The organism is Streptomyces novaecaesareae, assembly GCF_000716875.1.
Taxonomy (GTDB): Bacteria; Actinomycetota; Actinomycetes; order Streptomycetales; family Streptomycetaceae; genus Kitasatospora; species Kitasatospora novaecaesareae.
On sequence record NZ_JNWQ01000084.1, the window covers coordinates 1 to 18313 of the forward strand.

Consider the following 18313-nt stretch of genomic DNA (forward strand, 5'->3'; position numbering starts at 1 on the left):
AAACGCTCCCTCAAGTCCGAAAGATCATCGCGTCCAACGGCCACGGTCCTCGCAACTCCCATAGATCGCGGGTGTTGCGAGGACCGTTAGAACCCAAGGATCCACTCCGGGGCCTTCGACGTTCCCGCCGGCGGACGGTCCGCAGGGCCGGGCCCGGCCGGGGTTTCCGGGGCAGGTCGGGTGCGGGCGGACCACCCGGCAGGAGGTGCGGCGTCAATCCTCGGACCGGACCGCCGGGTTGGCCGCACCGGTGGCTGGTCACGATTGGGATACCGGTGTGTATCATCGGCCGCAAGGGCGGTCTGGCACCCGGCCGCCCGTTCGCGCTCGAAACACAACTGGACTCGTCGGCCCGGTCAGTCCGGCCGGATCCGGCTCTTGAGTCCACCAACGCAAGAAGGACGAGGTCCCGCGGTGAAGAAGCTTCTCCTGGTCGCCCTGGTCGCCCTCGGCGGCTTCTTTGTCTACCGTCAGGTCCAGGCGGACCGCGCCGAGCAGGACCTGTGGACCGAGGCCACCGACCCGGTTCCGGCCGGTCGCTGAGCCCCCGGGCGATCTGACGATCGACGGTCTTCGGAGGCGCCGACCCGCGCCTCCAGGGCCGGCCGGCCCGGTCGACCGACCGGACCGGCCGGTTCCCCCCAGGGAATGGCACTGTCCCGGGGGACGGCGCTGGGAAGGCGCCGGAACCCGGTACGCTAGTGCCCGTTGGCACGCGCAGTGCCGTCGAGGGGCATTAGCTCAGTTGGTAGAGCGCTGCCTTTGCAAGGCAGATGTCAGGAGTTCGAGTCTCCTATGCTCCACAGTTCGCAGCAGTCGACGATCGGCCGCTGACCAGGGTTCTGGTCGGCGGCCGATCGGCGTTTCCGGACCGTTCCGGTGCTTTCGTACGGTCAGTCCGTGGTGCGGCCCTCGTCGTCGCCGGGCTTGCCGGGCTCGGTGGCCGGGGGCTCGGCGGAGACGTCGTCGGGGCCGGAGCCGTTCACCGGGGCGGTGGCGGCGGTGGCGCCGGCCGGACGCGGCTCCTGTGCGGCCGGCGGTTCGACCAGCCATTCCGGGTTGCTGTGCCGGCGCCACCACTGCCAGGCCGCGATGCCGCCGCCGATGGCCAGCAGGCCGGCCACGGCGAGGCCGGCGGCCCAGCCGTTGCACCGCTCCTTCCGGGCGTTCCGGGCGGCGAGTTCGCTGATCTCGGCCGAACTGACGTGGCCGTGCAGTGCGGTCAGCGCGGCGGCGCCCCGGGACTGGGCCTCCTGGGCGACCGGGGCGACGGCGGCGCGGGCGTCCCCGACGGCCTGGGCGACCTGGGCGACCCTGGGGCCGACCGTGGTGCGGGCCTGGTCGGCGGCCCGGCTCGCGGAGAGGCGGGCCGCCAGGGCGGCCTCCTGGGCCCGGTGCAGGGCCTTCAGGGTGCTCTGCTGGGCCTCGGGGGGCAGGCTGGCGAACGCCTGGCCGAACTGCGGGGCGAGGTGCCGCTCGTACTGGACGCGGAGGTTGTGGGCGGCCTGGGTGGCCTTCGGCCCGAGGGCGTCCATGGCGGGGCCGAGGCGCTGCAGGGCGCCGTCCGCCAAATGCGCGGCGGTGTCCCGGGTCCTGGTGGCCGTCTCACGGGCTGAGTCCGAAAAGCTCACGAGTCTCTCCTCCTGGGTGGCGTCCTTTATGCACATATCCACCTGAATGCTGATCATGCATGCTGATTTGTCCGGCGGCACGCTGGGGTGGGCCGTACGCGGGGTACTGCGGGAGCGGGCAGTGCGGGACGGGCGCTGCGCGCGGGGCGGGCCGGATCCGGCGGAGCGGGCCTCGGCGAGGGGGTTCGGCAGTAGGCTGGCGGTTTCGGAGGACGCGTACGGGAAGGACACCGCTGATGCTCCCGGACGAGCCGAGGCCGTCGGCCGATCGGTCCCCGGAGGCCGGGTTGCCCGGCTGCTACCGGCACCCGCAGACGTCCACCGGGATCTCCTGCACCCGGTGCGAGCGGCCGATCTGCCCGCAGTGCATGGTGGCCGCCTCGGTGGGCTTCCAGTGCCCCGAGTGCGTCGGCAACGGCCACGCCGGGACGCGGCAGGCGACCACCCGGTTCGGCGGGGCTCCGGCCCTGGACGGCGGGCTGGTCACCAGGGCGCTGATCGGGGTCAACGTGGTGGTCTGGCTGCTGGCCGCCTACGTGCTCACGCCGCGGCTGGGCCAGACCTGGTCGCTGTTCAGCGCGGGGCGGGACATCCTCGGCGGTCCGGCGGGCATCGCGGACGGCCCGCACCAGTGGTACCGGCTGCTGACCGGCGCCTTCCTGCACCTGGAGTGGTGGCACATCGGGCTGAACATGCTGGTCCTCCTCCGGCTCGGACCGCCGCTGGAGGAGTCGCTCGGCCGGCTGCGCTTCCTGGCCCTCTACCTGGTGTCCGCCCTGGGCGGGAGCACCTTCGCCTTCCTGGTGGCCGGCGACTGGATGAACTCGGTGGGGGCCTCCGGGGCGATCTTCGGGCTGATCGGCGCCACGATCGTGATGCAGCTGCGGAACAAGGGCCCGCTCGCCGTGGTGATGGCGTTCCTGGTCTTCAACCTGATCGTCACGTTCTCCCGCCCGGGCATCGACTGGCGGGCGCACCTCGGAGGCCTGGTGCTGGGCGCGCTGACCGCGGCCGGCCTGATGTACGCCCCGCGCGAGCGCCGCGGCCTGGTCCAGGCGCTGGCGGTGGCCGGGGCGGTGGCCGTGGAGGCGGCGATGCTGTTGATCGGGATGTCCCTCTACGGCGCGTGACGGGCGCGTGCTGCCTCGGGCGTTTGTCCACAGCGGGTGCGGGGTTGTGCACAGGCTGTGTGCCGCCACGGCTGTGGACTGTTGTTCTACGCGTGTCCTGCTGTGCGACTCTCCCCCAGCCGAGGAGTTGTGCACAGCTGTGGACGGTCTCCGCCGGGGAAGTTATCCACAGGCTGGGGAGACTTTTCCCCAGTGTGGATAACCATGTGGATAAGCATGACCGTCGGATGGTGGGATAACCGACCGGATTCCCTTCCGCGTCCGGGCACGCCTGACCGCCGCCCCGGGACGAGCCATCCGAAGCGGCGGGAGTCGGCCCGGACCGGGCCTCAGGACGAGCGGGTCGTCACTTCCACTGGGTGGAGACGCCGAACCCCGCGGCGATGAAGCCGAAGCCCACCAGGATGTTCCAGTTCCGCCAGCTCTCGACCGGGTAGGTGCCGCTGGTCACGTAGTACGTGACGATCCACACCAGGCCGATCAGGAACAGTGCCAGCATCAGCGGCGCGACCCAGCCGCGGCCCGAGCTGATCTTCACCGTGGCCGTCGTCGGCGGGGTGTAGTCGGACTTCTTGCGGAGTCGAGACTTCGGCACGAGGGGTTCTCCTGTCGATGCGCTGTGAGACCGCGCAGTGGTGCAGCGGGTGAAGTCGGCCGGCAGCTGCTGTGGAGAACGCCCTGGGGGACCGCTCCGCACACGCCACCGGCGTCCGTTAGCGTAGTGGCTCGGCGGGTCTTGAGGAGATAAGGGTACGGTGACTAATTTGTCGATTCCCCCTGAGCCCACCCGTACCCGCCCTTCCGGTACCCGAATTGTCGGACGTGTCCTGACCTGCGCCGTCTTCGCCCTGGCCGGTCTGCTCTTCTACATCAGCGCACAGACCGCCCGCGGCACCGACCTGCGGACCGACAACTCGCTGCTGAGCCTCGGCGACGTGATCCGCCAGCGCAGCGCGCAGAACCAGCAGGCGCAGTCCCAGCTCGCCGACCTCCAGGCCCGCGCCCAGGACCTCACCGAGCAGCAGGGCAGCAACCCCGCCGACGCGGCGCGCCTGGACGGCCTGCGGCTCGGCGCGGCCCTGGAGCCGCTGCAGGGCGGCGGCCTGGCCGTCACCCTCAACGACGCCCCGCCGAACGCCACCGCGCGCATCCCCGGCGTCCCCGAGCCCGGCGTCAACGACCTGGTCATCCACCAGCAGGACATCCAGGCCGTGGTCAACGCGCTGTGGCGGGGCGGCGCCGAGGGCGTGCAGGTGATGGACCAGCGGCTGATCTCCACCAGCGCCGTCCGCTGCGTCGGCAACACCCTGCTGCTCCAGGGCCGGGTCTACTCCCCGCCGTACGTGGTCAAGGCGGTCGGGAAGACCGAGGCGCTGCGCTCGGCCGTCGAGTCGGACCCGACGATCCGCAACTACCTGAAGTACGTCCAGGCGTACGGGCTGGGCTGGAAGGTCCAGGAGAGCGGGGACCTGACCCTGCCCGGGTACGAGGGCACCACCGAGCTGCGGTCGGCGGGCGGACAGCAGTAGCGGACCGGCCTCGCGCGCGTGGAAGGCGGGTCTACTCTTGACCCCAGTCCGCTACGTCGAGGGAGCACCATGTACGGGTTCATCTGGCGTCACCTTCCCGGGAACATCCTGGTGAAGGCCGTCATCTCGGTGCTCCTCATCCTGGGGATCGTGTACCTGCTCTTCACCTACGTCTTCCCATGGGCGGAACCGCTGCTCCCCTTCGGTGACGTCACAGTGGACGGCGGCGACGGCGCCGCGGCCGGCTGAACCGGCGGGCCCGGCACTTCCATCCAGCACCGCACCCCCACGGAGACCACGCGCGCATGACCACGCAGCCGACCCCGCCCCGCATCCTGGTGGTGGACAACTACGACAGCTTCGTCTTCAACCTGGTCCAGTACCTGTACCAGCTCGGTGCCACCTGCGAGGTGGTGCGCAACGACGAGGTGACCGTCGATCACGCCGTCCGCCGCAGCGGGGAGGAGGGCTTCGACGGAGTGCTGCTCTCCCCCGGGCCGGGATCGCCGGAGGAGGCCGGGGTCTGCATCGAGATGGTGCACCACTGCGCGCGGATCGGGCTGCCGGTGTTCGGCGTCTGCCTGGGCCTGCAGTCGATCGCGGCCGCGTACGGCGCGGTGGTCGGCCGGGCGCCGGAGCTGCTGCACGGCAAGACCTCGCCGGTCGAGCACGAGGACGGTGGGGTGTTCGAGGGGCTGCCCTCGCCGCTGACGGCGACCCGCTACCACTCGCTCGCGGTCGAACCGTCCACCGTGCCGGAGGAGTTGGTGGTCACCGCGCGCACCGAGAGCGGCGTGATCATGGGCCTGCGGCACCGTGAACTGCCGGTCGAGGGCGTGCAGTTCCACCCCGAGTCGGTGCTCACCGAGGGCGGGCACCGGATGCTCGCCAACTGGCTCGCGGAGTGCGGCTTCCCGCAGGCCGTGGACAGGTCGGCCGGGCTCGCCCCGGTGATCGGCCGAGGCTGAGCGGCGTGACCACGCTGCGTCCGGAGAGGCGATACCAGCCGGAGGCGGCCCCGTACGGCGGCGCGCAGCAGTACCAGGGCGTCGAGCCTTACGAAGGCCTCCAGCACGGCGCCCCCCACCACGGGGAGCCGCAGTACGGCGACGGGAGCCACGGCGGCCACGGCAGTGCGCCGTACCGGCCGGAACACCCGGGCCGGACCGCGCCCGAGGACGCCTGGGGCGTGTACGAGCCGGCCGAGCAGCCGCCCGCGGGCGGGCCCGAGTACCCCTGGCTGCCCGACCAGACCCTCCAGCTGCGACTGCCCGTCGGCGTCGGCGACGGCGCGCCGGCCGCCGAGCCGGCCCCGCCCACCGGTGGCCGGGCCGAGCGCCGCCGGGCCGCCCAGGGCCGGACCGCGATCCGCTCGGGCAACGGACGGCGCCGGGCGAGCGGCCAGGCCGCCGGGCGGGTGCGCCCCAAGGAGTCGGCGGCCGTGGTGGCCGCGCGGCTCGTCGGCGAGCTGTGCATCACGCTCGGCGCGGTGATGCTGCTCTTCGTCGCGTACCAGCTCTGGTGGACCAACGTGCAGGCCGACGCGGCCGCCGACGGCGCCCGCAACCGGCTGGAGCAGCAGTTCGACGCGCCCCCGCCGCCGCCCGGGCAGCCGGGGCAGCCGGCCCCGGACCCGAACAAGCCCGAGGTGTTCGAGCCCGGCAAGGGCTTCGCCATCGTCTACCTGCCCAAGTTGGGCCTGAAGTTCCCGATCGCCGAGGGCACCTCCAAGTCGGCGGTGCTCGACAAGGGCCTGGTCGGCCACTACACCGGCACCGCGATGCCGGGCGACCAGACGGGCAACTTCGCGCTGGCCGCCCACCGCAACACCCACGGCGAGCCGTTCCGGTACATCAACCAGCTCTCCAAGGGCGACAAGGTCGTGGTGGAGACCGCCGCCGGCTACTACACCTACGAGATCACCGGGGGCATCCCGGAGACCTCGCCCAACAACGTGAGCGTGATCAAGCCGGTGCCGAACGGCTCCGGGTACGCCGGGCCGGGCCGCTACATCACGCTGACCACCTGCACGCCGGAGTTCACCTCGAAGTTCCGACTCATCGTCTTTGGCAAGATGATCGAGGAACGGCCGCGCAGCCAAGGCAAACCGGCCGCGATCGCGGGCGGGTAGCCGCCCGGAGGCCGGGCCCGGAGAGGGAGCAACCGCAGATGCAGGACGACGAGGCCGCGCAGGCGGCCGAACCGGGGCAGGAAGCCCTCCCCCCGCCCGAGCAGCCCGCCGGCCCTCGTCGACGGAGCCGGGCACTGGCCGCGCTCGGCGTCTTCGGTGAACTGATGATCACCGTGGGCCTGGTGCTCGGCCTGTTCGTGGCCTGGTCGCTGTGGTGGACCAACGTGGAGGCCGACCGCTCGGCCTCGGCGGCCGCCGACCGGCTGCGCGGCACCTGGGCGGCGGGCCCGACCGCCCCCTCGACCGCGCCCGGCGACACCGCCTCCCCCGGCACCCCGGGGGCCCCGCCCGCGCCGAAGCAGTTCGCCGTCGGGGACGACGTCGGCTTCCTGCACGTCCCGGCGATGGGCGGCGACTACCAGGTGCTGATCCGGATGGGCACCTCCACCGAGGTCCTGGACGAGGGCGTGGCGGGGGTCTACGAGCAGCCGTACAAGGCCGCGATGCCCTGGGACCAGGCGGGCAACTTCGCGCTGGCCGCCCACCGGGACGGCCACGGCGCCAAGTTCCACGACCTGGACGCCGTCCACAAGGGCGACGCGGTCGTCGTCGAGACCAAGGACAAGTGGTACGTCTACAAGATCGACAACACCCTGCCGGAGACGTCCAAGTTCGACACCGGCATCGTGGCGCCCGTCCCGGAGGGCGCCGGGTACGCGGGCCCCGGCCGGTACATCACGCTGACCACCTGCACGCCGGTCTACACCTCGCGGTACCGGATGGCGGTCTGGGGGAGTCTGGTGCGGGTGGACGACATGGACGCCAAGCGCACCCCGCCGCCGGAGCTGCGCCACTCCTGAGGCCGCCGGAGGAACGCCCGAGGGCCCGCCGCATCCGTTGCGGCGGGCCCTCGGGCTACCTCGGTAGGACCGGGCTCCCGGCCCCTGGTTCAGCGGTTCAGTTGAACCAGGGGAATATCGGGGGCTTAGTTGCCCCCTTTGGCGGGTGGGGTGGTGGGGTCGCCCCCTTTGGTCGGTTCGGCGGGCTTGGTGAAGAGCTGGACCTGGGTGTTCGGGTCCAGCATGGTGCCGGCCCCGGGGTTGCTCATCTGGACGATCGCGTTCGGGTCCTGCGGGCCGATCACCGTGTAGCCCAGACCGGCCTTGGACAGCTGGGAGATGGCCTCCGAGAGCTTGACGTTCTGCAGCGGCGGGACCTGGGCCTTCTCCGGCGCCTTGTAGATCGTCAGCGTGATCTTGGTGTTGACCGGGGCCTTGGTGTTGGGCGGGACCGACTGCGAGAAGACGGTGTTGATCTTGGTCGGGTCGTTGGTCTGCGTCGTCTTCGAGGCGTCGACCTGGAACCCGAGGCCCTGCAGCGTGTTCTGCGCGTCGTCCTTCTGGGCGCCGACCACGTTCGGGACGGTCTGCTTGGCCTTGCCCTGGGAGACCGTCAGCTTGATCGCGGCGCTCGGGTCGGTGGGCGTGTTCGCCGCCGGGTCCTGGGCGGTGACGGTGTCCTGCGCGGCGGTGTCGTCGTCCTTGTACTCGGTGGTGACGTTGCTGAAGCCGGCGTCGGCGAGCGCCTTGGTGGCCTGGTCCTTCGGCTTGCCGACCACGCCCGGCACCGGCGCCTTGGCCGGGCCGGAGGAGACCTGCACCGTGATGGTCGCGTTCTCGGCGACCTGGTTGCCGGCCGTCGGGTTCTGGGTGCAGACCTGGTCCTTCTTGATGTTCGCGTCCGGGCAGGCGATCTTGTCGCCCTCGGCCACCACCAGCTTGGAGCCGACCGCGGCGGCGGCGGTCTTGGCTTCGGCCAGGGTCTTGCCGACCAGGTTCGGCGCGGTGACCTTCGCGGCGTCCTTCTTGTCGGTGTTGCTGAACATCGCCTGGGCCACGAAGAAGGTGCCGACCAGGACCAGCACGGCGGCCACCGCCAGCACGATCCAGGAGGTGTTGCTCTTCTTCGGCTGGTCCTCGCCGCGCCGGCCGCCACGGCCGTAGCCGTCGTCGTTGCCGCCGCCCGCGGGGCCGGCGTAGGTCTGCCCGTAGCCGTCGTCCTGGTAGCCGCCCTGCTGCCCGTAGCCGGGCTGGCCGGAGGCCTGCGGCAGGACGGTGGTCGGGCCGCCGCCGGGCTGCTGCGGCAGCACGTTGGTCTGGCCGTACGGGTCGTGCTGCTGCGGGTAGCCGTTCTGGTCGTAGCCGTAGGCCGCGCCCATGCCGTACGCGGCCTGCTGGGCGGCGGCCACCGGCAGGCCGTCGAGGAAGCGCTCGATGTCGTCGCGCATCTCGTCGGCGCTCTGGTAGCGGTAGTCGCGTTCCTTGGCGAGCGCCTTCAGCACGATCGCGTCGATCTCGGGGCGCACCTCGGGGTCGAAGACGGACGGCGGCTGCGGCTCCTCCCGGACGTGCTGGTACGCCACCGCGACCGGCGAGTCGCCGACGAAGGGCGGGCGGACGGTCAGCAGCTCGTAGAGCAGGCAGCCGGTGGAGTAGAGGTCGGAGCGGGCGTCGACCTGCTCGCCCTTGGCCTGCTCGGGGGAGAGGTACTGGGCGGTGCCGATGACGGCAGAGGTCTGGGTCATGGTCATCCCGGCGTCACCCATCGCACGGGCGATTCCGAAGTCCATCACCTTGACGTTGCCCTGCCGGGTCAGCATCACGTTGGCCGGCTTGATGTCGCGGTGCACGATCCCGGCCCGGTGCGAGTACTCCAGGGCCTGGAGGATGCCGATGGTCATCTCCAGCGCGCGCTCGGGCAGCAGTCGGCGGCCGGAGTGCAGCAGCTCGCGCAGCGTGGACCCCTCGACGTACTCCATCACGATGTACGGGATGGAGATGCCGTCGATGTAGTCCTCGCCGGTGTCGTACACGGCGACGATCGCGGGGTGGTTCAGGGACGCCGCCGACTGTGCCTCGCGGCGGAACCGGGCCTGGAACGACGGATCCCGGGCCATGTCGGCCCGGAGCGTCTTCACGGCGACGGAACGGCCGAGCCGGGTGTCATGGCCGAGGTACACCTCGGCCATGCCGCCGCGTCCGAGAACGCCGCCGAGCTCGTACCTGCCGCCGAGGCGACGAGGCTCTTCCATAGTTCCGACCCTCTCCCTCACCCGCCGGTGAGGTTGTGACGTAGGCGTCCCCGCACGCTCTGGATGACGCCGCGCGGTCCGCGACCGGTTCTCCGGCCGGGCCGTGCGGTGCCTCGCGGGCGGCAACGGGCACACCCGCTGCTGGCGGATACGCTACCGGTCGTACCGCACCGGACCGGAGTCCGTCGACGGCCGATACCAGACCGGTATCCGGGCGGGGGTGTCGATCGTGACATTCCCCTCACCCCGGACTCCGCTCCCTACTTGCCGAGTGCGGCCTGCATCACCGCCTTGGCGATCGGGGCCGCGAGCCGGCCGCCGCTGATGCCGTCGCGGTTCTGGGAGCCGTCCTCGACCACCACCGCGACCGCGACCGACTGGCCGTCCGAGGTCTTGGCCCAGGAGGTGAACCAGGCGAAGGGCAGCCCGGCGTTGTCCTCGCCGTGCTGGGCGGTGCCGGTCTTGCCGCCGACCTGGAGGCCGGGGATCTTGGCGTTGGTGCCGGTGCCGTTCTCGACCACCGAGACCATCAGGTCCTGCATCTTCTGCGCGGTGGCCGGGCTCATCGCCTGGGAGAACTGCTTCTCGGTGTGCTTGGAGATCGTGGTCAGCGAGGCCGAGCGCTCCTGGTCGACCAGGTACGGCTGCATCAGGCTGCCGTTGTTGGCGATCGCGGCGGAGACCATGGCCATCTGGAGCGGGGTGGCGCGGGTGTCGTGCTGGCCGATCGAGTCCTGGGCGGTGCCGTCCCGGCTGACGCTGTCCGGGAAGATGCTCTTCTCGGAGCGGACCGGTGTGTCGATCGTGCTGTTGAAGCCGAACTTCTCGGCCTGCGCCCGCATCTTCTCCTTGCCCAGGTCGTCGCCCATCTTGGCGAAGACCGTGTTGCAGGACTGGTCCAGCCCGGACTTGACGGTGGCGTTCTCGCAGCGCTCGTTCGGGCTCTCGTTCCTCAGCTGGGTCGTGGTGTTCGGCAGGATGTACGGCTCCGGCGTCGTCGTGGCGTCGTCGACGCCCTGGTAGAGGCCGTTCTCGAACGCCGCGGTCGCGGTGACCAGCTTGAAGGTCGAGCCGGGCGGATAGGTCTCCTTCAGCGCCCGGTTGAGCATCGGCTTGTTCGGGTCCGCGTTGAGGTCCGTCCAGGCCTTGGAGTCGGCCGAGTCGCTGCCGGAGAAGGCGCCCGGGTCGTAGGACGGGGTGGAGACCAGTGCCAGGATCGCGCCGGTCTTCGGGTCGAGCGCGACCACCGCGCCCTTCTTGTTGCCCAGGCCGTCGAAGGCGGCCTTCTGGACCTTGGCGTTGATGGTCGTCAGGACGTCGCCGCCGCGCTTCTGCTCGCCGGTCAGCATGTCCAGGGTGTTGCGGAAGAACAGCCGGTCGTCGGTGCCGGAGAGGATGCCGTCCTCCAGGTTCTCCAGCTGGCTGGAGCCGAAGACCTGGGAGGAGTAGCCGGTGACCGGGGCGTACATCGGGCCGTCGACCCAGGAGCGCTTGTACTTGTAGCGCAGGCCGTTGACGAAGTCGGACTTGGTGACCGGCTGGCCGCCGACGACGATGTTGCCGCGCGGGTGGGCGTAGCGGTCGTACAGCTGGCGCTTGTTGTTCTTGTTGCTCGCCCAGGAGTCGGCCTGGACGCCCTGCACCCAGTTGGTGCGCACCATCAGGGCGAGTATCAGCACGAGGCAGAAGATCGCGACCCGGCGGATCGGCTTGTTCATCGGGCAGGTCCTCCCTGGCCCTCGGTGGCTGGGGCCGGTTCGACCCCCGGGCGGCGGGCGCTGTCGCTGATCTTCAGCAGGATCGCGACCAGCGCCCAGTTGGCGACCACGGACGAACCGCCCTGGGCCAGGAACGGCATGGTCATACCGGTCAGCGGGATCAGTCCGGTCACACCGCCGGCGACGACGAACACCTGCAGCGCCATCGCCGAGGCGAGGCCGACGGCGAACAGCTTGCCGAACGGGTCGCGGGCGGCGATCGCGGTGCGCAGGCCGCGCTGCACCAGCAGCGCGTACAGCAGGAAGATCGCCATCATGCCGGTCAGGCCGAGTTCCTCGCCGAAGGACCCCAGGATGAAGTCGCTCTTGGCGGCGAAGGCGATCAGCCAGGACCGGCCCTGGCCCAGGCCGGAGCCGGTGACCCCGCCGGAGCCGAGCGCCATCAGCGACTGGCCGATCTGCTCGGTGGCGCCCTGCGGCGGGTTCGGGCCGAAGGCGGCCATCGGGTCGAGCCAGGCGTTGATGCGGATCTTCACGTGGCTGGCGGTCGAGGCGACCGCGACCGCGCCGCCGACCGACATCAGCAGGCCGAACAGGATCCAGCTGGTCCGCTCGGTGGCGACGTAGAGCATCACCACGAACAGGCCGAAGAACAGGAAGGACGTGCCCAGGTCGTTCTCGAAGATCAGGATCAGCAGGCTGAGCAGCCAGATCACGATGATCGGGCCGAGGTCGCGGCCGCGCGGCAGGTACAGGCCCATGAACCGGCGGCTGGCCAGCGCCAGGGCGTCCCGCTTGACCATCAGGTAGCCGGCGAAGAACACCGTCAGGATGATCTTGGCGAACTCGCCGGGCTGGATGGAGAAGCTGCCCATCCGGATCCAGATCTTGGCGCCGAAGTCCTCCTCCCGGGACGGGAAGAAGGCCGGCGCGGCGAGCAGGACCAGGGCCAGCACCATCGAGATGTAGGTGTAGCGCTGGAGCACCCGGTGGTCCTTCAGGAGGACCATCACCGCGATGAAGCCGGCGATCCCGAGCGCCGACCACATCAGCTGGTTCTGGGCCGCCGGGTAGTTGCCCCTGAGCAGCTTGCCCGCCTTGTCCAGCCGCCAGATCATCACCACCCCGAGCCCGTTCAGCAGGGTGGCGATCGGCAGCATCAGCGGATCCGCGTACGGCGCGAAGCGGCGCACCAGCAGGTGCGCGACCAGCGCCAGGGCGCCCATGCCGAGCCCGTAGCCGAGCATCCCGGCGGGCAGCTTGGAGTCCATCGCGAGGCCGACGTTGGCGTACGCGAGGACCGGCAGCAGCACCGCGAAGAGCAGCAGGACCAGCTCGGTGTTGCGCCGGTTGGGCGCCTCCTGCGGGGAGATCGTGGTGTTGCCCCGCCGCCGGGGGACGGCGCGTGCGGCCGGTGCCCGGCGCCGGGCGGACCGGCCGGTGTCTTCGCTCAGGTTGTAGCTGCTCACGTGGTGACCGCTCCCTGACGGCCGGCAAGACCGCTCGGGGCGGTCCTATGTCGGGGCACGGCCGTCACTGCTGCTTCGGGCAGGAGTTGGCCCGGCTGAGGTCCTCGTCGCTCAGCGGGGGCTGGTCACCCTGCGCGCCTGCCGCCGGAGGAGTGGCGTTCGGCGTCGGGGCGGGCGTGCCCGGGGCGGTCGGGGTCGGCGTGGCGTTGGGCGTGGTGGTCGGCGCCGCCGCGGCCGGGCGGTTCTTCTCCGTGGCGCCCGGGGTGGGCGTGGAGGTCACGAACGCGGTGTGGGTGGCCTGCGTCGCCTGGGTGCCCTGCGCCGGGGCCGTCGCCCGCGCGGCCCGCTGGCAGAGCTGGACCCAGCCGTCGAGCTCCTGGATGGTCGAGTTGGCGTCGCCGATGCTGCCGACCGAGATGGTCTTGTTCACGTGGGCGCGCTGGTCCTGCGGCAGCCACTTGAGCTGGATCTTGCTGTACGAGTCGTGCACCGAGGACAGGCTCAGGCCGGCCAGGTTCTGGTTCAGGCCCTGGTAGACGGCGACGTGGTCGCCCTCCTCGCCGATGTAGTACTGGTCCTGGGTCCACTGGTAGCCGAAGTAGCCGGCGCCGCCGAGCAGGCCGAGCGCGACCAGGACGGCCACCGAGATCGTCAGGCCCCTGCGCTTGCGCTTCGGGGGCGGCTCCTCGTCGAAGTCCTCGGTGCCGTACACCGAGGGCTCGGTGGAGCCGTAGCCGTACTCGCCCTCGTAGCCCTCGGCGGGGCCGAAGCCGCCGGGTGCGGCGCCGTACTCGCCCGGGTAGCCCTCGGCCGGGCCGAAGGCGCCCTGCGGGCTGCGGCCGAGGCCGGCGGCGCGGCCGGCCGGGGTGTCCGCGATCGATCGGTCGGCGGCGGCCGAGGACGGCGGGGCGTCGGCGACCGCGCCGACCACCACCGGGACGTCGTTGAACTGGCCGCTCATGGTGTCCGTGGCACCGACGTCGATGACGTCCGCCACGATGCAGGTGATGTTGTCCGGACCGCCGCCGCGCAGCGCGAGCTGGATCAGCTCCTGCACGGTCTGCTCGGGCGAGTAGAAGCTGCCGAGGGTGTCCTGGAGGGTCTGGTGGCTGACCGGGCCGGAGAGGCCGTCGGAGCAGATCAGGTAGCGGTCGCCGGCCCGGACCTCGCGGATCGACAGGTCGGGCTCGACCTGGCCGCGGCCGTCCAGCGCCCGCATCAGCAGCGAGCGCTGCGGGTGGGTCTCGGCCTCCTCGGGCGTGATCCGGCCCTCGTCGACCAGGCGCTGCACCCAGGTGTGGTCCTGGGTGATCTGCACCAGCGAGCCGTCGCGCAGCAGGTAGGCGCGGGAGTCGCCGACGTGCACCATGCCCATCCGCTGGCCCGTCCAGAGCATGGCGGTGAGCGTGCAGCCCATGCCCTCCAGCTGCGGGTCCTCCTCGACCATCTGCCGGAGCCGGTCGTTGGCGCCCTGGACGGCGTCGCCCAGCAGGGTCAGCAGGTCGGCGCCCGGCACGTCCTCGTCCAGCCGGACGATCGAGCCGAGCACCTCGGAGGAAGCGACCTCGCCGGCCGCGGCGCCGCCCATGCCGTCGGCCACGGCCAGCAGCCGCGGCCCGGCGTAGCCGGAGTCCTCGTTCCCCTCCCGGATCAGTCCCTTGTGGGAGCCGGCGGCGAAGCGCAGCACCAGGGTCATGCGACCTGTGCCCCCCTCTGGGTCATGGACGGGATGCTGTCCCTCATGCGCTACTACTTCCGCAGTTCGATGACGGTCCTGCCGATACGGATCGGCATGCCCGGCTGGAGCGGGGTGGGCGCGGTCAGGCGCTGCCGGTCCAGATAGGTGCCGTTGGTGGAGCCTAGATCCTCGACCGTCCACTGCCCAGTCTGATCCGGATAGATCCTGGCATGCCGGGAGGACGCGTAGTCGTCGTCCAGCACGATGGTGGAGTCGTGCGCGCGGCCCAGCGTGATGGTCTGCCCCTGCAGCGCCACGGTGGTGCCGGCCAGCGAGCCCTGCACCACGACGAGCTGGGTCGGGGCGCCGCGTCGGCGCCCGCCGCCGCCCTGGGTCTGGCCCGCCGCGGTGGCGGCGGCCGGGGGAGGCGTGGGGCGACCCGCGACCGTGGTGGCCGGGCTGCCGGCCGCCGTGGCGCTCGCGCCGCGACGGGAGGACCGCGGATTCACCTTGGTGCCGAAGAGGTCGCTGCGGATCACCTGGATCGCGACGATGACGAACAGCCACAGTACGGCCAGGAAGCCCAGCCGCATGACCGTGAGGGTCAGTTCTGACATGACCGTCCCGCCAGTCGGTGAGCGAGGCGCGCGAACAATTCGGACACTACCCTTCGACCTGCCGGTAGACGATGGTGGTGGAGCCCACGACGATTCGCGAGCCGTCGCGGAGCGTAGCGCGCTGGGTGTGCTGTCCGTCCACCACGATGCCGTTGGTGGAGCCCAGGTCGAGCACCATCGAAGGGGTACCGGGCCGGATCTCCGCGTGCTTGCGGGAGACCCCAGGGTCGTCGATCCGCACGTCCGCCTCGGTCGAGCGGCCGAGCACGCAGGCCGAACCGGTGATCTGGTGGCGGGCGCCGTTCACCTCGACCCAGCGGCGGACCCCGGCACCGCCGTGGCCGGCTCCGGGGAAGTTTCGGACGTTGCCGCCGGCGGGCGCGGGCGGGCCGGGAGGCATCGCGGGAGGCGCGGCCGGCGGCGGGGGCGCGTTGAACTGGGCGGCGCCGGGCTGCTGCCACGGTGCGCCGGGGGCCGGCGCGGCCGGCGGGCGGTCGTACCCGGGCTGCTGCGGGGCGTACTGCTGGGGCTGGGGCTCCTCGGCCGCGAGGGTGCGGCTGCGCACCCGGTACAGGCCGGTGTCCAGGTCGTCGGCCTTCTCCAGGTTCACCTGGAGCGGGCCCATGAAGGTGTACCGCTGGGCCTCCGCGTACTCGCGGACCATGCCGGCCAGCTCGGTGCCGAGCTGTCCGGAGTAGGGGCTGAGGCGCTCGTGGTCGTGCGGGCTCAGCTCGACGATGAAGTCGTTCGGCACGACGGTGCGGTCGCGGTTCCAGATGCTCGCGTTGTTGTCGCACTCGCGCTGCAGCGCTCCGGCGATCTCCACGGGCTGGACCTCGGACTTGAACACCTTGGCGAAGGTGCCGTTGACGAGACCCTCAAGTCGCTGCTCGAACTTCTTCAGCACTCCCATGGGGCACCCCCTTCCAGGGTTCGTTCGCCTGCCCGCCGGCCGGATCCCGCCGGGAACCGGCCGCGCCTACTTGCGGTACTTCCGTACTGATCGTATCCACGCCGGGCCCTTCCGTACGGTTCCCGGACCGTGTGGTGCCCGGGGGTGGGCTCGGACACACAGGGTGACGCATTTCGGGTACGGCACGCCAGGTGTGTCCGTCGGAGTGCCCGCCCGCCCTTCGCGCACGCGTTCGTCGAGCACCCGTTCGGGCCGGGCTGGTCCCCTCGGACAACGGATTCGGAGCCGCCCCCCAGGTCGTGCTAATGTTTTCCACGTCGGAAGGGCCGCCCGGAAGGGAGGCCGGTCCAAGGAAACGCGAAGGCCTCATGGTACCGAGCGGTTCGGAAGATCGGTCGGCAACGAGGACAACACCCATGCGCGGGTGGCGGAATAGGCAGACGCGCTGGATTCAGGTTCCAGTGCCCGAAAGGGCGTGGGGGTTCAACTCCCCCCTCGCGCACAGCGAAGCCCCGCAGATCTACGGATCTGCGGGGCTTTCTCGTTCTCCCGGCAGGTCCGGGCCCGCACGGGCGGGTGCGTTTCAGGAGCGGGTGGCCGGCAGGTCGGCGCGGACCTCGAAGCCGCCGTCCTGGGTCGGGCCGGCGGTGAGGGTGCCGCCCAGCAGCTGGGCGCGCTCGCGCAGGCCGACCAGGCCGTGGCCGCCGCCCGGGAGGGTCTCGGTCGGGTGGACCGGCGGGGCCTCGTTGCGCACCTCGACCCGCAGCCGGCGCCCCTTCGCCCGGACCCGTACGTGCACCGCCGCATCCGGGGCGTACTTGGTGATGTTGGTGAGCGCCTCCTGCACGGTGCGGTAGGCGGCCCGCTCCACCGCCTCCGGCCACGGGCGGTCACCGGGGTGCAGTTCGGCGTCGGCGGCCAGCCCGCTCTCCTCGATCAGCCGGGGCAGGTCGGCCAGTCGGGGCTGCGGGGCGAGCGGGGCGTCCGGCAGCCCGCCGCCGGTGCCGCGCAGCACCCCGACCATCTGGCGCAGCTCCTCCAGCGTCCGGACGGCCAGTTCGCGGATGGTGCGGGCGGTGGTGACCGCGGCCGGGTCGGCGCTGCTGACCTGGAGCGCGCCGGCCTGGATGCTGATCAGACTGACCTGGTGCGAGACCACGTCGTGCATCTCCCGGGCCAGCCGGCCGCGCTCGCTGATCAGCACCCGCTCGGCCAGCAGGCGGCTCTCCCGCTCCTGGCCGCGGGTCAGCTCGTCCAGGCGGGCGGCCAGCTCCCGGCGGGTCCGGGCGAGCAGTCCGGTGGCGGCCGGGCCGGCGGCCAGCATCACGGCCTGGATGGCGTCCAGCGCGGTGGCCCGGCTCAGGTCGAGGAGGTCGACGGGCAGCGGCCAGTGGAAGAACTCGACCACGGTGAAGAGGACGCCGCAGGGGACCACGATCCGCGGGCTGGGACGTTCGGCGGCCACCGTGTAGACGGCGGTTATCGGGGCCAGCCAGATCTCGTCCACCCAGCTGCCGGGCATGGTGAGCAGCAGCACCGTGACCGGGAAGCGGCGGCGCCAGAGCAGGGCGACGGCGGCCAGCGTGGAGAGGGCGACCTGCCACCAGGAGGCCTCCCGGGCCACCAGGGCGGCGTCCAGCAGGGAGTACAGGACCGGCAGCAGCAGCATCAGCCAGGGGGCGGTGCACCAGGCCGGGAGCCGTCTGGACGGCAGCTGGTCGGCGGCCGTCATGCCCCGTCGCCGGGCTTGGGCCGGACCAGGCCGGCCCGGTGGGCGAGAACGGCCGCCTGCACCCGGTTGGCGGCGCCGAGCTTGCCGAGGATCGCGCTGATGTGGTCCTTGACGGTGCCGGTGCCGAGGAAGAGGCGGTCGGCGATCTCGGCGTTGGACAGGCCCTCGCCGAGCAGGGCGAGCACGTCGAGCTCCCGGCCGGTGAGGGTGCGGGCGAGCGCGGTGGCCTCGGCGTCCGGGCCGCCGCCGTCCACGTAGCCGCCGATGACGGTGCGGGTGACGGTCGGGGAGAGGATGTTGCCGCCGGCCGCGAGCACCCGGACGGCGTGCACCAGCTGCTCGGGGGCGGTGTCCTTGAGCAGGAAGCCGGTCGCCCCGGCGCGCAGCGCGGTGCCGATGTACTCGTCGGTGTCGAAGGTGGTGAGCATCGCCACCGCGGGCGGGTCGGGCAGGGCGCGCAGGCGGCGCAGCACGGAGATGCCGTCGAGGTCCGGCATCCGGATGTCGAGCAGCACCACGTGCGGGCGCAGGCGCTGGACGTGGTCCTCGGCCTGCCCGCCGGAGCAGTCGCCGACCACCTCCAGGTCGGGGGCGGAGCCGACGATCAGGCCGAGGCCGGAGCGGACCAGGATCTCGTCGTCGACGATCAGCACGCGGGTGGTGGTGATGGTGCC

The 18313-nt window shown here is 71.7% G+C and carries 17 protein-coding genes and 2 tRNA genes; 9 read left to right on the top strand and 10 right to left on the bottom strand.

The genetic code is table 11. The annotated features are described in order from the left end of the window. Positions 1-414 precede the first annotated feature (414 nt). Both OP86_RS37560 and OP86_RS26350 read left to right on the top strand, forming a co-directional pair. On the top strand, positions 415-543 hold the full coding sequence (locus OP86_RS37560; RefSeq protein WP_014137031.1) for a DLW-39 family protein: 129 nt from the start codon (positions 415-417) through the stop codon (positions 541-543). A 187-nt stretch (positions 544-730) separates the two neighbouring features. Continuing rightward, positions 731-803 (top strand) — tRNA-Ala (locus tag OP86_RS26350). A gap of 90 nt (positions 804-893) precedes the next feature. Here OP86_RS26350 and OP86_RS26355 read toward each other — a convergent pair. Next, the gene (locus OP86_RS26355) at positions 894-1631 is read right to left on the bottom strand and encodes a DUF5324 family protein (protein WP_157849847.1); all 738 of its coding nucleotides are present in this window, start codon (positions 1629-1631) and stop codon (positions 894-896) included. Positions 1632-1867: 236 nt separating this feature from the next. On the opposite strand from OP86_RS26355, the gene OP86_RS26360 reads away from it, so the two are divergent. Further along, entirely contained in the window at positions 1868-2761 is an 894-nt protein-coding gene (locus OP86_RS26360) for a rhomboid family intramembrane serine protease (RefSeq protein WP_030060916.1), read from the top strand. Between the two features lie 346 nt (positions 2762-3107). Here the strand turns inward: OP86_RS26360 and crgA are convergent, their stop codons facing one another. Continuing rightward, positions 3108-3356, bottom strand: a complete 249-nt coding sequence (crgA, locus tag OP86_RS26365; protein ID WP_030060915.1) for a cell division protein CrgA — start codon at positions 3354-3356, stop codon at positions 3108-3110. A 169-nt stretch (positions 3357-3525) separates the two neighbouring features. On the opposite strand from crgA, the gene OP86_RS26370 reads away from it, so the two are divergent. From OP86_RS26370 to OP86_RS26390, 5 genes are all read left to right on the top strand, one after another. Next, on the top strand, positions 3526-4290 hold the full coding sequence (locus OP86_RS26370; protein ID WP_418952651.1) for a DUF881 domain-containing protein: 765 nt from the start codon (positions 3526-3528) through the stop codon (positions 4288-4290). Positions 4291-4359: 69 nt separating this feature from the next. Then, positions 4360-4539, top strand: a complete 180-nt coding sequence (locus tag OP86_RS26375) for a hypothetical protein (RefSeq protein WP_030060913.1) — start codon at positions 4360-4362, stop codon at positions 4537-4539. Positions 4540-4595: 56 nt separating this feature from the next. Further along, the gene (locus OP86_RS26380; protein ID WP_030060912.1) at positions 4596-5258 is read left to right on the top strand and encodes an aminodeoxychorismate/anthranilate synthase component II; all 663 of its coding nucleotides are present in this window, start codon (positions 4596-4598) and stop codon (positions 5256-5258) included. Between the two features lie 5 nt (positions 5259-5263). After that, positions 5264-6421, top strand: coding sequence for a class E sortase (locus OP86_RS36910; protein WP_051830683.1), 1158 nt, complete (start codon positions 5264-5266; stop codon positions 6419-6421). A 38-nt stretch (positions 6422-6459) separates the two neighbouring features. Continuing rightward, positions 6460-7281: a class E sortase gene (locus tag OP86_RS26390; protein ID WP_078589540.1), complete on the top strand. Its 822-nt coding sequence runs from the start codon at positions 6460-6462 to the stop codon at positions 7279-7281. Between the two features lie 125 nt (positions 7282-7406). Here the strand turns inward: OP86_RS26390 and pknB are convergent, their stop codons facing one another. From pknB to OP86_RS26420, 6 genes are all read right to left on the bottom strand, one after another. Continuing rightward, the gene (gene pknB, locus OP86_RS26395) at positions 7407-9512 is read right to left on the bottom strand and encodes a Stk1 family PASTA domain-containing Ser/Thr kinase (RefSeq protein WP_030060909.1); all 2106 of its coding nucleotides are present in this window, start codon (positions 9510-9512) and stop codon (positions 7407-7409) included. 260 nt (positions 9513-9772) lie between these two features. Next, positions 9773-11230 carry a peptidoglycan D,D-transpeptidase FtsI family protein gene (locus OP86_RS26400; protein ID WP_030060908.1) on the bottom strand — a complete coding sequence of 486 codons (1458 nt, stop codon included), beginning with the start codon at positions 11228-11230 and terminating at the stop codon, positions 9773-9775. After that, positions 11227-12603: an FtsW/RodA/SpoVE family cell cycle protein gene (locus OP86_RS26405; RefSeq protein WP_030260885.1), complete on the bottom strand. Its 1377-nt coding sequence runs from the start codon at positions 12601-12603 to the stop codon at positions 11227-11229. Before OP86_RS26405 ends, OP86_RS26400 begins: the two co-directional genes overlap by 4 nt. Positions 12604-12763: 160 nt before the next feature. Continuing rightward, a complete protein-coding gene (locus tag OP86_RS26410; protein WP_030060907.1) occupies positions 12764-14395 on the bottom strand; it encodes a protein phosphatase 2C domain-containing protein in 1632 nt (543 codons plus the stop codon). Positions 14396-14448: 53 nt separating this feature from the next. Beyond that, on the bottom strand, positions 14449-14994 hold the full coding sequence (locus tag OP86_RS26415; protein ID WP_030060906.1) for an FHA domain-containing protein FhaB/FipA: 546 nt from the start codon (positions 14992-14994) through the stop codon (positions 14449-14451). 46 nt (positions 14995-15040) lie between these two features. Continuing rightward, complete coding sequence (locus OP86_RS26420; RefSeq protein ID WP_030060905.1) at positions 15041-15907, bottom strand: FHA domain-containing protein; 867 nt, start codon at positions 15905-15907, stop codon at positions 15041-15043. A 418-nt stretch (positions 15908-16325) separates the two neighbouring features. Here OP86_RS26420 and OP86_RS26425 point away from each other — a divergent pair. Continuing rightward, positions 16326-16409: transfer RNA gene (locus OP86_RS26425), tRNA-Leu, on the top strand. 81 nt (positions 16410-16490) lie between these two features. On the opposite strand, the gene OP86_RS26430 is transcribed toward OP86_RS26425, so the two are convergent. Beyond that, complete coding sequence (locus OP86_RS26430; RefSeq protein ID WP_051830685.1) at positions 16491-17639, bottom strand: sensor histidine kinase; 1149 nt, start codon at positions 17637-17639, stop codon at positions 16491-16493. Further along, on the bottom strand, positions 17636-18289 hold the full coding sequence (locus OP86_RS26435) for a response regulator (RefSeq protein WP_483414676.1): 654 nt from the start codon (positions 18287-18289) through the stop codon (positions 17636-17638). The genes OP86_RS26430 and OP86_RS26435 overlap by 4 nt, the downstream gene beginning before the upstream one ends. Positions 18290-18313 lie beyond the last annotated feature (24 nt).